The organism is Serratia sp. CY52157 (assembly GCF_052168495.1).
Lineage (GTDB): Bacteria > Pseudomonadota > Gammaproteobacteria > Enterobacterales > Enterobacteriaceae > Serratia > Serratia ureilytica.
On record NZ_JBJNMO010000002.1, the window covers coordinates 692,626 to 707,126 of the forward strand.

The 14,501-nt window shown below is 61.1% G+C and carries 14 protein-coding genes; 11 read left to right on the plus strand and 3 right to left on the minus strand.

Translation table 11 applies throughout. The features are described 5' to 3' along the window. The first annotated feature begins 3 nt into the window (after positions 1-3). From gsiB to ACJ8IP_RS13150, 5 genes are all read left to right on the plus strand, one after another. Complete coding sequence (gsiB, locus tag ACJ8IP_RS13130) at positions 4-1,539, plus strand: glutathione ABC transporter substrate-binding protein GsiB (protein WP_147837791.1); 1,536 nt, start codon at positions 4-6, stop codon at positions 1,537-1,539. Between the two features lie 52 nt (positions 1,540-1,591). Then, positions 1,592-2,512, plus strand: a complete 921-nt coding sequence (gene gsiC, locus ACJ8IP_RS13135) for a glutathione ABC transporter permease GsiC (RefSeq protein ID WP_147837792.1) — start codon at positions 1,592-1,594, stop codon at positions 2,510-2,512. Between the two features lie 9 nt (positions 2,513-2,521). Continuing rightward, positions 2,522-3,430, plus strand: coding sequence for a glutathione ABC transporter permease GsiD (gsiD, locus tag ACJ8IP_RS13140; protein ID WP_169539470.1), 909 nt, complete (start codon positions 2,522-2,524; stop codon positions 3,428-3,430). An 81-nt stretch (positions 3,431-3,511) separates the two neighbouring features. Further along, positions 3,512-3,754, plus strand: coding sequence for a type II toxin-antitoxin system CcdA family antitoxin (locus ACJ8IP_RS13145; protein WP_078061989.1), 243 nt, complete (start codon positions 3,512-3,514; stop codon positions 3,752-3,754). A 2-nt stretch (positions 3,755-3,756) separates the two neighbouring features. Continuing rightward, positions 3,757-4,065 (plus strand): CcdB family protein, encoded by a 309-nt coding sequence (locus ACJ8IP_RS13150; RefSeq protein WP_047728145.1) that lies wholly within the window; start codon positions 3,757-3,759, stop codon positions 4,063-4,065. Between the two features lie 36 nt (positions 4,066-4,101). Here the strand turns inward: ACJ8IP_RS13150 and fghA are convergent, their stop codons facing one another. Genes fghA through ptrR form a run of 3 tightly spaced genes read right to left on the minus strand, consistent with a single transcriptional unit; the run spans position 4,102 to position 7,034 of the window. Continuing rightward, positions 4,102-4,944, minus strand: a complete 843-nt coding sequence (fghA, locus tag ACJ8IP_RS13155) for an S-formylglutathione hydrolase (RefSeq protein ID WP_015377214.1) — start codon at positions 4,942-4,944, stop codon at positions 4,102-4,104. Positions 4,945-4,958: 14 nt separating this feature from the next. Then, positions 4,959-6,083: an S-(hydroxymethyl)glutathione dehydrogenase/class III alcohol dehydrogenase gene (locus tag ACJ8IP_RS13160; protein ID WP_016928454.1), complete on the minus strand. Its 1,125-nt coding sequence runs from the start codon at positions 6,081-6,083 to the stop codon at positions 4,959-4,961. 30 nt (positions 6,084-6,113) lie between these two features. After that, the gene (ptrR, locus tag ACJ8IP_RS13165) at positions 6,114-7,034 is read right to left on the minus strand and encodes a putrescine utilization regulator PtrR (RefSeq protein ID WP_047572137.1); all 921 of its coding nucleotides are present in this window, start codon (positions 7,032-7,034) and stop codon (positions 6,114-6,116) included. A gap of 105 nt (positions 7,035-7,139) precedes the next feature. Between ptrR and ACJ8IP_RS13170 the strand changes: the two genes are divergently transcribed. The 6 genes from ACJ8IP_RS13170 to mglA all read left to right on the plus strand — a co-directional run bounded on the left by ACJ8IP_RS13170 (position 7,140) and on the right by mglA (position 14,490). Next, the gene (locus ACJ8IP_RS13170; RefSeq protein ID WP_033650593.1) at positions 7,140-8,297 is read left to right on the plus strand and encodes a YbfB/YjiJ family MFS transporter; all 1,158 of its coding nucleotides are present in this window, start codon (positions 7,140-7,142) and stop codon (positions 8,295-8,297) included. 244 nt (positions 8,298-8,541) lie between these two features. Next, positions 8,542-9,207: a GTP cyclohydrolase I FolE gene (gene folE, locus ACJ8IP_RS13175; protein WP_004938969.1), complete on the plus strand. Its 666-nt coding sequence runs from the start codon at positions 8,542-8,544 to the stop codon at positions 9,205-9,207. 79 nt (positions 9,208-9,286) lie between these two features. Beyond that, positions 9,287-10,459, plus strand: coding sequence for a DUF418 domain-containing protein YeiB (gene yeiB, locus ACJ8IP_RS13180; RefSeq protein ID WP_442524416.1), 1,173 nt, complete (start codon positions 9,287-9,289; stop codon positions 10,457-10,459). A gap of 127 nt (positions 10,460-10,586) precedes the next feature. Further along, positions 10,587-11,624, plus strand: a complete 1,038-nt coding sequence (galS, locus tag ACJ8IP_RS13185) for an HTH-type transcriptional regulator GalS (protein ID WP_442524417.1) — start codon at positions 10,587-10,589, stop codon at positions 11,622-11,624. Between the two features lie 265 nt (positions 11,625-11,889). Next, positions 11,890-12,882, plus strand: coding sequence for a galactose/glucose ABC transporter substrate-binding protein MglB (mglB, locus tag ACJ8IP_RS13190; RefSeq protein WP_033650594.1), 993 nt, complete (start codon positions 11,890-11,892; stop codon positions 12,880-12,882). A 99-nt stretch (positions 12,883-12,981) separates the two neighbouring features. Next, complete coding sequence (mglA, locus tag ACJ8IP_RS13195; RefSeq protein WP_004938959.1) at positions 12,982-14,490, plus strand: galactose/methyl galactoside ABC transporter ATP-binding protein MglA; 1,509 nt, start codon at positions 12,982-12,984, stop codon at positions 14,488-14,490. The last annotated feature ends 11 nt before the right edge of the window (positions 14,491-14,501 follow it).

Consider the following 14,501-nt stretch of genomic DNA (forward strand, 5'->3'; position numbering starts at 1 on the left):
GACATGAAGCACACATTCAAACGCAATGCGCTGTTGGCCGCCGTACTGCTGGCGGCGGGAACCGGCCCGGTCTGGGCGGCGAAGGACGCGGTGATCGCCGTGGCTTCCAACTTCACCACCCTCGATCCTTATGACGCCAACGACACGCTGTCGCAGGCGGTGGCCAAGTCTTTCTATCAGGGGCTGTTCGGCTTCGACAAGGACATGAAGCTGGTAAACGTGCTGGCGGACAGCTATGAGGTCAGCAAAGACGGCTTGACCTATACCGTCAAACTGCGCCAGGGCATCAAATTCCACGACGGCACCGCGTTCAACGCCGAAGCGGTGAAGATCAACCTCGATCGCGCCAGTAACCCGGACAGCCACCTCAAGCGCTACAACCTGTTCAAGATGATCGACAAAACCGAGGCGGTGGACGCCAATACGGTGAAGATCGTGCTGAAGGCGCCGTTCTCGGCGTTCGTCAACAATCTGGCGCACCCGGCGGCGGCGATCATCTCCCCGGCGGCGCTGAAGCAATACGGCAAGGAGATCGGTTTCCATCCGGTCGGCACCGGGCCGTATCAGTTCGTGGCCTGGAACCAGACCGATTTCGTCAAGGTGAAGAAGTTCGACGGCTACTGGCAGCCGGGGCTGCCGAAGCTCGACAGCATCACCTGGCGCCCGGTGGTGGATAACAACACCCGCGCGGCGATGCTGCAGACCGGCGAGGCGACCTTCGCCTTCCCGATCCCTTACGAGCAGGCCAAGGTGCTGGAGGGCAACGCCAAGCTGGACGTGGTGGCTGCCCCGTCGATCCTGCAGCGTTACATCAGCATGAACGTCACTCAAAAGCCGTTCGACAACCCGAAGGTGCGCCAGGCGCTGAACTACGCGATTAACAAGGACGCGCTGATCAAGGTGGCGTTCGCTGGTTATGCGGTGCCGGCGGAAGGGCCGGTGCCGCCGGCGATCGACTTCGCCGCCCGCTACAAGCCGTGGCCGTACGATCCGGCCAAGGCGCGTGAGCTGCTGAAAGAGGCCGGTTACCCGAACGGCTTCACCACCACGCTGTGGTCGTCCCACAACCACAGCACCGCGCAGAAAGTGCTGCAGTTCACCCAGCAGCAGCTGGCGCAGGTGGGGGTGAAAGTGACGGTGATGGCGATGGACGCCGGGCAGCGCGCGGCGCAGGTGGAGAGCGTCGGGGTGAAAGACACCGGCGTGCGGCTGTTCTACACCGGCTGGTCGGCCTCGACCGGGGAAGCGGACTGGGCGCTGTCGCCGCTGTTCTCCACCCAGGCGGCGCCGCCGAAGCAGTTCAACACCGCGTTCTACAGCAACCCGCAGGTGGACAAGGATCTGACCGACGCCCTGGCGACCACCGATCGCGCCGAGAAGCAGAAATTGTATCAGGACGCGCAGGATCGCATCTGGGCCGACGCGCCCTGGATCTTCCTGGCGACCGAACGCTTGCTGTCGGCCAACAGCAAGCAGCTGAGCGGTTTCTACGTGATGCCGGATACCTCGTTCAACTTTGATAACGCCGATCTGAAATAAGGCGCCCATCCCCGCCTGCGGCCAGACGGCGGCTGGCGGGGGAAGGAATGAGATGCTCAATTATTTTCTGAAACGACTGCTGGGCCTGATCCCAACGCTGCTGATCGTGGCGGTGCTGGTGTTCCTGTTCGTCCACCTGCTGCCGGGCGATCCGGCGCGGCTGGCGGCGGGGCCGGAGGCCGACGAGGCGGTGGTGCAGCTGGTGCGCAAGGATTTGGGGCTGGATAAGCCGCTGCCGCAGCAGTTCGTGCACTTTTTCGTCAACGCGCTGCGGGGCGACTTCGGCATCTCGATGGTGTCCAAGCGCCCGGTGAGCGAAGAGATCGCCTCGCGCTTTATGCCGACCTTCTGGCTGACCATCGCCAGCATGTTGTGGGCGGTGGCGTTCGGTCTGGCGATCGGCGTGGTGTCGGCGGTGTGGCGTAACCGTTGGCCGGATCGTCTCGGCATGACGCTGGCGGTATCGGGGATCTCGTTCCCGGCCTTTGCGCTCGGCATGCTGCTGATGCAGGTGTTCTCGGTCGAGCTGGGGTGGCTGCCGACGGTGGGCGCCGACAGCTGGCGGCACTACATTCTGCCTTCTATCACCTTGGGGGCGGCGGTGGCGGCGGTGATGGCGCGTTTCACCCGCGCTTCGTTCGTCGAGGTGTTGCAGGAGGACTACATGCGCACCGCGCGCGCCAAGGGCGTACGGGAAAGCGTGGTGGTGATGAAACACGGCCTGCGCAACGCGATGATCCCGGTGGTGACCATGATGGGGCTGCAGTTCGGCTTCCTGCTCGGTGGTTCGATCGTGGTGGAGAAGGTGTTCAACTGGCCGGGGCTGGGGCGCTTGCTGGTGGACTCGGTGGAAATGCGCGATTACCCGGTGATCCAGGCCGAGGTGCTGCTGTTCTCGCTGGAGTTCATCCTGATCAACCTGCTGGTGGATATGCTGTACGCGGCGATCAACCCGGCGATTCGTTACCAATGAGGACGCGGCATGATTAAGCATTGGCGGCGCAGCGCCGCATTGAAGGCGATGCCGCTTATCGACCCTAACGCGGTACGCACGCCGTGGGGCGAATTTTGGCGGCGTTTTCGCCGTCAGCGGGCGGCGCTGGTCGCCGGCCTGTTGGTGCTGCTGCTGATTGCGGCGGCGCTGCTGGCGCCTTATCTGGCGCCGTTCGATGCGGAAAACTATTTCGATTACGACCGGCTGAATGAGGGGCCTTCGCTGGTGCACTGGCTGGGCGTAGATTCCCTCGGGCGCGATATTTTCAGCCGCATCCTGATGGGCGCGCGCATTTCGCTGGCGGCCGGGGTGTTCTCGGTGCTGGCGGGTGGGGCGATCGGCACCCTGCTGGGGCTGCTGGCCGGTTACTATGAAGGCTGGTGGGATCGCCTCACCATGCGCGTCTGCGACGTGCTGTTCGCGTTTCCCGGCATTTTGCTGGCGATCGGCGTGGTGGCGATCATGGGCAGCGGCATGGCCAACGTGATCGTCGCGGTGGCGATCTTCAGCATTCCGGCCTTCGCCCGCCTGGTGCGCGGCAATACGCTGGTGCTCAAGCACCTGACCTATATCGAGTCGGCGCGCAGCATCGGCGCCTCGGACTGGACCATCATCCTGCGGCACATCCTGCCGGGCACCCTGTCTTCGATCGTGGTCTATTTCACCCTGCGCATCGGCACCTCGATCATCACCGCCGCCAGCCTGTCGTTTTTGGGGCTGGGCGCCCAGCCGCCGACGCCGGAGTGGGGGGCGATGCTCAACGAAGCGCGCGCCGATATGGTGATCGCGCCGCACGTGGCGATCTTCCCCAGCCTGGCGATATTCATCACCGTGCTGGCGTTCAACCTGTTGGGCGACGGATTGCGCGACGCGCTCGATCCGAAACTGAAGGGGTGAGGGCATCGCTGAATTGGCATACCCCTGTTTTACGAGTATAATTGATGAAAATTTAACCCGTGTATATTACAGGGATGGGGAATGGATATGGCAAATAACAATGTGACGAAAAAGACAGTCAACGTAACCATCGATCGCGATCTTTTCCAGCGCGCAAAATCCCTGGGCGTCAATGTGTCATCCGTATTGACAGACGCATTGAGCGTCCGCGTCAGGGATATTGAGATTCAACAGTGGCGCGAGCAAAATCGCGCGGCGTTAGAAGAACTTAATCGTATCACTGAAGAAAATGGTTTGTTGTCTGATGAATATCGGACATTTTAAATATGCAATTTACCGTATATGATAATACGTATCCGGCATCAGCCTATCCCTACTTACTGGACGTTCAAAGCGATCTTATTGATGTCCTCTCGACCCGGTTAGTGATCCCTCTTTATGCTTTGGATAACGTCAGGGTTAAAATTTCTGCACGTTTATGCCCGGAAATTGAGGTCAACGGCGAAAAGTTTCTTGTTATGACGCATGAGATGGCTGCCGTACGTATTTCGCAGATTGGGAAGGCCGTTGGTAATGTCAATGAGCACAGGAATCAAATTAAAGCCGCCATCGATTTTCTGATTGATGGTTTTTGAAGAAATCCGGGCGGTTAAACCGCCCGGATTTTTTTATCAGCGGAACAGGTGCTCGGCGTGGAAACGCAGGTGATCTTCTACGAAGGTGGCGATGGTGAAGTAGCTGTGATCGTACCCCGGCTGAATGCGCAGCGTCAGCGGCCAGTCGCGCTGGCGCGCCAGTTCGGCCAGCCGCGCCGGCTGCAGCTGATCGGCCAGGAACTGGTCGTCATCGCCCTGATCGATAAGGACCGGCATTTTTTCCGCGCCGCTGGCCAGCAGATGGCAGCTGTCGTACTGCAGCCACTGGCTCTCGTCGCTGCCCAGATAGGCGGTGAACGCTTTGCGGCCCCACGGCACCTGGCACGGGTTGACGATCGGCGCGAAGGCCGATACCGAGCGGAAGCGCTGCGGGTTGCGAAACGCCATCATCAGCGCGCCGTGGCCGCCCATCGAGTGGCCGAAGATCGACTGACGATCGCTGACGCTGAAGTGCTGTTCGATCAGCGCCGGCAGTTCGGCGCTGATGTAGTCGTACATGCGGAAGTGACGATCCCACGGCGCCTGGGTGGCGTTCAGGTAGAACCCGGCGCCCTGGCCCAGGTCGTAGCCTTCGTCGTTCGGCACCTCGTCGCCACGCGGGCTGGTGTCCGGCATCACCAGCACCAGGCCCAGCTCGGCGGCGATGCGCTGCGCGCCGGCTTTCAACGTGAAGTTCTCGTCGTTGCAGGTCAGCCCCGACAGCCAGTACAGCACCGGCGGCGGGTTGTCATCGCGCGGCGGCGGCAGGTAGATGCTGAATGTCATGTTGCAATTCAGGCTCTGCGCCGCGTGGCGATAACGCTGTTGCCAGCCGCCGAACATGCGGTGCTCTTCGAGAAGTTCCAATGACAACGTCATCTCTGCCTCCTGGCTTATTTGTCGAAGTGGATGACGGAACGGATCGATTTGCCTTCGTGCATCAAATCGAACGCTTCGTTGATCTGCTCCAGCCCCATGGTGTGGGTGATAAAGTCGTTCAGCGCGAATTCGCCGTCCAGATAGCGCTCGACGATGCCCGGCAGCTGCGAACGGCCCTTGACGCCGCCGAATGCCGAACCGCGCCAGACGCGGCCGGTGACCAGCTGGAACGGCCGGGTCGAGATCTCTTCGCCGGCGCCCGCGACGCCGATGATCACCGATTCCCCCCAACCTTTGTGGCAGCATTCCAGCGCGGAACGCATCACGTTGACGTTGCCGATGCACTCGAAGGAGAAGTCGACGCCGCCGTCGGTCAGCTCGACGATCACCTCCTGAATCGGTTTGTCATAGTCTTTCGGGTTGATCAGATCGGTAGCGCCCAGCTTGCGCGCCAGATCGAACTTGCTGGTGTTGATGTCGATGCCGATGATGCGGCCCGCGCCGGCCATTTGCGCGCCGATGATCGCCGACAGGCCGATGCCGCCCAGGCCGAAGATCGCCACGGTGTCGCCCGGCTGCACTTTGGCGGTGTTCATCACCGCGCCCATGCCGGTGGTGACGCCACAGCCCAGCAGGCACACTTCTTCCAGCGGCGCTTCCTTGTTGATTTTCGCCAGTGAAATCTCCGGCACCACGGTGTATTCGGAGAAGGTGGAGGTGCCCATGTAGTGGAAGATCGGTTTGCCGTCCTTGAAGAAGCGGGTGGTGCCGTCCGGCATCAGGCCTTTGCCCTGAGTGGCGCGGATCGCCTGGCACAGGTTGGTCTTGCCGGATTTACAGAATTTGCACTCGCCGCACTCCGGGGTGTAGAGCGGGATCACGTGATCGCCGACCGCCACGCTGGTGACGCCTTCACCGACCGCTTCCACCACGCCGCCGCCCTCGTGGCCGAGGATCGCCGGGAACACGCCTTCCGGATCTTTACCGGACAGGGTGTAGGCGTCGGTGTGACAAACGCCGGTGGCGACGATCCGCACCAGCACTTCGCCTTTTTGCGGTGGCATCAGCTCGACTTCTTCGATCTTCAGCGGCTGGTTCGGGCCCCAGGCAACGGCGGCGCGGGTTTTGATCATCTCCATCATAGTCTCCTCAGTGGTTTTCTTTTTAAATCAGGCGATATCGACAACGTCTGATAAATCGTTGGGGGTGTTTTCATCAACAGCGGCGGTTTCCGTCTGTTCAATAATCAATTCTTTCAGCGCGCGCACGTTCGGCCCGAACGCGTCGCGGCGCCACAGCAGCCAGGTGGCGGTGTCGGCCACGTCCGGCGGCAGGGTGTGAACCCGAACCCGCTCATGGCCCGGCAGCAGGCTGAGCACCGAATGCGGGATCATCGCCAGCCCGGCGCCGCTGGCGACGCAGGCCAGCATGGCGTGATAGGACTGGATCTCCATGATCTGCCCCGGCCGCGCGCCTTCGCGCTTGAACCAGGCCTCCAGCCGCAGGCGGTAGGAACAGCTGGCGCGAAAGGCGAACAGCGTTTCGCCGTTGGCGTCTTTGGCGCTGTGGATCGGCGCGTGATCGAGACAGGAGATCACCACCATATGTTCAGGATAGGCGATGCAGCCGTTCAGCTCGTCATAGGGCACCGGGCCGTCGACCAGCGCTGCCGCCAGCGTGCCGGCGCGCACCCGATCGGCGATTTCGCCGGAGGTGCCGGTAGTCAGCGACAGAGACACCTGCGAGAAACGCTGGTGGTAAGCCGCCAGCAGCGAGGGCAGGCGGGTGGCGGCGGTGCTCTCCATCGAGCCGAGAGCGAAGTTGCCCGCCGGTTCGCCGGCATGGGTGATGCTCATCGCCTCGTCGCTCAGCGCCAGGATGCGATTGGCGTAGCACAGAAAGTTATGGCCCATCGGCGACAGGCGCAGGCGCTGTTTTTCGCGGATAAACAGATCGGCGCCCAGTTCCTGCTCGAGCTGGCGCAGCCGGGTGGTCAGATTCGACGGCACGCGGTGCAGCTGCTCGGCGGCGCGGGCGACCGAGCCGGTTTCCGCTACGCAGCAGAACATGCGAAGCTGGGTCAGATCCATAATATTCTCGTTTCGTGATGAACTTGATTACTATTATTCAGTTTTTGTGAGTTTAATACTGCGGCATGATACTGGCAACTTTCTTTTAACCTTTTGGATACCGGTATGGCTTTACGTATTGCCTTGAGCGGGTTTGCCGCGCTGATCGTGGCGATGGGCATTGGCCGCTTCGCTTTCACCCCTCAGGTGCCGCTGATGATCGCTGACCACCAGTTCAGCCTGACCGGCGCCGGGCTGGTGGCGGCGATCAACTATTTGGGCTATCTGTGCGGCGCCTACGACGCGATGCGCGCCACGCGCCACGTCGAGCGGCGCCTGTGGCTGGGCGTATGGGGCGCGATGGCGCTGACGCTGCTGTCGGCGTTGGCGCAGGATGAATGGACCCACGGCGCGCTGCGCTTCGTCATCGGCTGGGCCAGCGGCTGGGCGATGGTGCTGGTGGCGGCCTGGACCAACGAGCGGTTGGCGCACTACGGCCGGCCGGCGCTGAGCGCGGCGGTGTTCGCCGGGCCGGGCGCCGGCATCTTCCTCAGCGGCATGCTGGCGGTGGGCATCAACGCGCTGGGGCTGACGGCGGCGCAGGCCTGGCTGGTGTATGGCGGGCTGGCGCTGGTGCTGGTCGGGGGGATTAGCGCCTTTCTGCCGCGCAGCGGCGAGCTGCATCGCCCGGACGTGGCCCCGGAGCCGCTGCTGCTGACGCCGGCGCTCAAGCGTCTGGTGTGGAGCTACAGCCTGGCCGGCTTCGGCTATATCCTGCCGGCGACCTTCTTGTCGCAGATGGCGGCGGCGCGTTTTCCCGACAGCCTGTTCGCACAGTTCGTCTGGCCGGTGTTCGGCGGCGCGGCGGTGCTGGGGATCGTTATCGGCATTGTGACCCGCCATCGGCTGACTACCCAAACCCGGTTGGCGATCACGCTGTGGGTACAGGCGCTCGGCGTACTGAGCGCCGAAGTGGTGCCGGGCGTGGCCGGCCTGGCGCTCGGGGCGTTGCTGACCGGCGGCGGTTTCCTCTGCGTGGTGCAGCTTGCCCTGCAGCACGGCCGTGAACTGGCGCCGCGCCATGCGCGCTACATGGCCGGATTGCTGACCACCGGTTATGCGATCGGCCAGCTGGTTGGGCCGATGCTGTCGGCGCTGTCGACCGCCTTGACCCATCGGTTGGAACCGGCGCTGTATGTGGCGGTGATAGCGCTGTTGGTGGCCGGAGGGCTGGCGGTGAATACCCCGGCGCGGCGGTTGGCGCAAAAAACGGCGACTCGGTGATTAAAATCCATACAAAAAGCGTGGAAACCCGCAGCCGGCCTGATTGTGCTAAATGCGAAGATTTCACCTCTGGATGAAGCACTATCACTGGATAATCGCCGCGCTCTCATCTACAGTGGGGGCAAAATCTTGACCGGGTTCACGTTATCCACCACGAAAACTCTGCCGTCACGAGAGCAAGCAATTCGCCGGCCGCACGCCCTATCAGGCCGCCGGCGGGTTCCGTCCGCAGGAGAACAAATACATGACATCATTAAGTAAAGAAGCCGCGCTGGTGCATGCGGCACTGGAAGAGCGTGGTCTGGAGACACCGCTGCGCGGGGAAGTGCTGGATCGCGAAACGCGCAAGCGTCGCATCAAAGAGCACATGACCGAAATCATGCAGCTGCTGAATCTCGATCTGTCTGACGACAGCCTGGCGGAAACGCCGCATCGCATCGCCAAAATGTATGTCGACGAGATCTTCTCCGGTCTGGACTACGCCAACTTCCCGAAAATCACCGTCATCGAGAACAAAATGAAGGTGGATGAGATGGTGACGGTGCGCGATATCACGCTGACCAGCACCTGTGAACACCACTTCGTCACCATCGACGGCAAGGCCACCGTGGCCTATATCCCGAAAGACTCGGTGATCGGTCTGTCGAAGATCAACCGCATTGTGCAGTTCTTCTCCCAGCGTCCGCAGGTGCAAGAGCGCCTGACCCAGCAGATCCTGGTTGCGCTGCAGACCCTGCTCGGCACCAATAACGTGGCGGTATCGATCGATGCGGTCCATTATTGTGTCAAAGCGCGCGGCATTCGCGACGCGACCAGCGCCACCACCACCACCTCGTTGGGGGGGCTGTTCAAGTCCAGCCAAAATACCCGCCAGGAGTTCCTGCGCGCGGTGCGCCATCACCAGGGGTGATGGCGTTGCGGGGCGACTCGCAAAACGACAACAGGCGCCTGCGGGCGCCTTTTTCATGAGCGGAAGACAGCGATAAAAAATGAACAGTCATCCTCTGCCGCGCATCGCTACGCTGGACTGCGTGCGCGGCATCGCCATCCTCGGCATCTTATTGCTGAACATCAGCGCCTTCGGCTTGCCGAAGGCCGCCTACCTCAATCCGGCCTATCTGGGGATGCCGTCATCGCGCGACGCCTGGACCTGGGCGCTGCTGGATCTTTTCGCCCAGGCCAAGTTCCTGGCGATGTTCGCGCTGCTGTTCGGCGCCGGGCTGCAAATGCTGCTGCGGCGCGGCAAAAGCTGGATCCGCGCGCGGCTGTCGTGGCTGGTGCTGTTCGGCCTCGCGCACGCCATCTTCCTGTGGGACGGCGACATTCTGCTGGCTTACGGGCTAATCGGCTTAGTGTGCTGGCGCATGATCCGCGAAGCCAAAGACACATTCCAGCTGCTGAAAACCGGCGTGGTGCTCTACCTGATCGGCGTGGCGGTGCTGCTGCTGCTCGGTTTTGTCTCGCACGGTGAACCGGGCAGCTTCTGGCAGCCGGGCGTGGCGGAATTGCAGTACGAGAAGTTCTGGAAGCTGCAGGGCGGTTTCGAAGCCTGGCGCAGCCGCGCCGATCTGCTCTCGTCCAGCCTGCTGGCCATCGGCGCGCAGTATGGCTGGGAGCTGGCGGGGCTGATGCTGTTCGGCGCCGGGCTAATGCGCAGCGGCTGGCTGCGCGGCAGCTATTCCTCCGGCTATTACCTGCGGCAGGCGGCGTGGCTGTTGCCGCTATCCGTGCTGATCCAACTGCCGGCGGTGGTGCTGCAATGGCAGGTGCACTGGGACTATCGCTGGAGCGGTTTCCTGCTGCAGGTGCCGCGCGAGCTGGGCGCGCCGCTGCAGGCGCTGGGCTATCTGGCGCTGTGTTACGGTTTCTGGCCCGCGCTGTCTCGCCTGCGCATCGCCCACTGGCTGAGCCAGGTGGGGCGCATGGCGCTGAGCAACTACCTGTTGCAAACGCTGATCTGCACTACGCTGTTTTATCGCTTTGGCCTCTATGAGCAGTTCGACCGGCTTCAGCTGTTGGCGTTTGTGCCGCTGGTCTGGTTGGTCAACCTGGTCTTTTCCGCACTGTGGCTGCGTTACTTCGAACAGGGGCCGATGGAATGGCTGTGGCGCAAATTGACGCAGATGGCCGCCGGTGAAACGGAATCCAAAGCGCTGAAGTGAGCGCCCATCGGCAGGTTAAAAAAATGTATGTAAACGTTTTCTTTCCTGTGACGTAATTCACGCAGCGCTGCGGGTCAATCGGGGTAGGATAGCGCCACCGGCCACTACCCCGATTTCAGGATCCCGCATGCCTCCAGTTCATCCGATCACTATTCGCGACGTGGCGAAACGCGCCGGCGTCTCCGTGGCGACCGTGTCTCGCGTGCTCAATCACAGCGCGCTGACCAGCAAAGAGACGCGCGAACAGGTGCTGCAGGCGGTGGCGGAACTGGGCTACCGCCCCAACGCCAATGCACAGGCGCTGGCGACCCAAAGCAGCGATACGCTGGGCGTGGTGGTGATGGACGTGTCCGATCCATTCTTCGGCGCGCTGGTGAAAGCGGTAGACACGGTGGCGCAGAAACACCACAAGTATCTGCTGATCGGCAACAGTTATCATCAGGCGGACAAAGAGCGCCATGCGATCGAAGTGCTGATCCGTCAGCGCTGTAACGCCCTGATTGTTCACGCCAAAGCCCTGAGCGACGCCGAACTGATCGGCTTTCTGGAGCAGGTGCCGGGCATGGTGCTGATCAATCGGATTATCCACGGCTATGAGCCGCGCTGCGTTGGGCTGGACAACGTCAGTGGCGCTGACATGGCGATGCGTCTTCTGCTCTCGCAGGGCCATCGGCGCATCGGTTATCTGGGCTCCAATCACCCGATCGAAGACGGGCCGCTGCGTCAGCAAGGCTATGCGCAGGCGATGGCCGCCGCCGGGCTGGCGACGCCCGACAGCTGGCGCGCGTACGGTTCGCCGGATCTGCAGGGCGGCGAGGCGGCGATGGTCGAGCTGCTGGGGCGCAACTTACAGCTGAGCGCGGTGTTTGCCTACAACGACGCCATGGCCGCCGGCGCCATGGCGGTGCTGAAAGAAAACGGTATCACGGTGCCGCAGCATTTTTCGCTGATCGGCTTCGACGACATTCCCATCGCGCGCTACACCAGCCCCAAACTCACCACGGTGCGTTACCCGATCGTTTCGATGGCCACGTTGGCGACCGAGCTGGCATTACAGGGCGCAGCAGGCCTGGCGGAGCCGCAGGCGAGCCATCTGTTCATGCCGACGCTGGTGCGGCGCCATTCTGTCGCCCCCTGGCAAAGTGAGGCGACGGTCACTCTCTGACGATTTAATCTTGTGTAACCGTTTTCAATCTGTGAGAAAATTCACAGAATATTAACATCACGCCGTCTATGCTCTAGGCGTTTTCAGGCGCAAAGGCCCTTGCCGCTGTAACCGTTTATCTCGCGCTGACACAGCATTTCTCGGAAATAACAAGATCCACGGACGACAGGTGTTGAGTGGAAATCGCCTGGCCTGGGGTGCGCGCACTGCCGGTGACCATTGGCTCAAAGACGAGTAATACCCTACACAGAACCGGAGATTGACAATGAATAAGAAGGTTTTCACCCTGGCCGCCATGGCCGCTGCCATGATGTTTGGCGCCGCAGCCCATGCTGATACCCGTATTGGCGTCACGATTTACAAATACGACGACAACTTCATGTCGGTGGTGCGCAAAGCGATCGAGAAAGACGCCAAGGCGTCACCGGACGTTACCCTGTTGATGAATGACTCGCAGAACGACCAGTCCAAACAGAACGATCAGATCGACGTGCTGCTGGCCAAGGGCGTGAAAGCGCTGGCGATCAACCTGGTCGACCCGGCCGCGGCGCCGGTGGTTATCGATAAGGCGCGCGCAAACGATATCCCGGTGGTGTTCTACAACAAAGAACCTTCCCGCAAAGCGCTGGACAGCTATGACAAGGCGTATTACGTCGGCACCGATTCCAAAGAGTCCGGCGTGATCCAGGGCGAACTGATCGCCAAACACTGGAAAGCCAATCCGGCCTGGGATCTGAACAAAGACGGCCAGATCCAATTCGTGCTGCTGAAGGGCGAGCCGGGCCACCCGGATGCCGAAGCGCGCACCACCTACGTGGTGAAAACGCTGAACGAGAAAGGCATCAAGACCCAACAGCTGCAGTTGGATACCGCGATGTGGGATACCGCGCAGGCGAAAGACAAGATGGACGCCTGGCTCTCCGGCCCGAACGCCAACAAGATCGAAGTGGTGATCGCCAACAACGACGCCATGGCGATGGGCGCGGTGGAAGCGCTGAAAGCGCACAACAAGACCAGTATTCCGGTGTTCGGCGTGGATGCGCTGCCTGAAGCGCTGGCGCTGGTGAAATCCGGCGCGATGGCGGGCACGGTGCTGAACGACGCCGACAATCAGGCGAAGGCCACCTTCGAGCTGGCGAAAAACCTGGCGGCGGGCAAACCGGCCACCGAAGGCACCCAATATAAAATCGAAAATAAAGTCGTGCGTATCCCTTACGTCGGCGTAGATAAAGACAACCTGTCTCAGTTCATTAAATAAGAATTGAGATCCCGCTAAGACCCCGCCTGCGGCGCCAACACCAGGGATACCGCCGGCGGGGATGTTTACGACTGCAAGATCGTTAAGCCAGGTGTATTTATGGCCGATAGCTCACGCGAATTTTTGCTGGAAATGACGGATATTTGTAAGTCATTTCCCGGCGTCAAAGCCTTGGACAATGTCAATTTACGCGTCCGTCCGCACTCCATTCACGCCCTGATGGGGGAGAACGGCGCGGGGAAATCGACGTTGTTGAAATGCCTGTTCGGCATTTACAAAAAAGACAGCGGCAGCATTGTATTTCAGGGCCGGGAAATCGACTTCAAGAGCTCGAAGGAAGCGCTGGAGCACGGCGTTTCCATGGTGCATCAGGAGCTGAACCTGGTGCTGCAGCGCACCGTGATGGACAACATGTGGCTGGGACGCTACCCGACCAAAGGCCTGTTCGTCGATCAGGACAAGATGTTCAAAGACACTCAGGCGATCTTCGACGAGCTGGATATCGACATCAACCCGCGCGAAAAGGTGGGCAACCTGTCGGTGTCGCAGATGCAGATGATCGAGATCGCCAAAGCGTTTTCCTATGACGCCAAGATCGTCATCATGGACGAACCGACCTCTTCGTTGACGGAGAAAGAGGTCAATCACCTGTTCACCATCATCCGCAAGCTGAAAGAGCGCGGCTGCGGCATCGTCTATATCTCGCACAAGATGGAAGAGATCTTCCAGCTGTGTGACGAGATAACGGTGCTGCGCGACGGCCAGTGGATCGCCACCCAGCCGCTGGAAGGGCTGGATATGGACAAGATCATCGCCATGATGGTCGGCCGCTCGCTGAGCCAGCGTTTCCCCGACAGGCAGAACACGCCGGGTGAGGTGATCCTCGAGGTGAAGAACCTGACGTCGCTGCGCCAGCCTTCGATCCGCGATGTGTCCTTCGATCTGCACCAGGGCGAGATCCTCGGCATCGCCGGGCTGGTGGGCGCCAAGCGCACCGACATCGTCGAGACGCTGTTCGGCATTCGCGAGAAGGTGGCGGGCACTATCAAGCTGCACGGCAAGGCGATCGACAACCACAGCGCCAACGAAGCGATTAACCACGGTTTCGCGCTGGTGACCGAAGAGCGGCGATCCACCGGGATTTACGCCTACCTCGACGTGGGTTTCAACTCGCTGATCTCCAACATCCGCAATTATAAAAACAAGCTCGGCCTGCTGGACAACGCGCGGATGAAGAGTGACACCCAGTGGGTGATCGACGCCATGCGGGTGAAAACGCCGGGGCATCACACCCATATCGGCTCGCTGTCCGGCGGCAATCAGCAAAAGGTGATCATCGGCCGTTGGCTGCTGACGCAGCCGGAGATCCTGATGCTGGATGAACCGACGCGCGGCATCGACGTGGGCGCCAAGTTCGAGATCTATCAGCTGATGACCGAGCTGGCGAAGAAGGGCAAGGGGATCATTATCGTCTCGTCCGAAATGCCGGAGCTTTTGGGGATCACCGACCGTATTTTGGTGATGAGCAATGGTCAGGTTGCGGGCATCGTTAACACCAAACAGACCTCGCAAAATGAAATCTTACGTCTCGCCTCCCTGCACCTTTAAGGATTCGAATT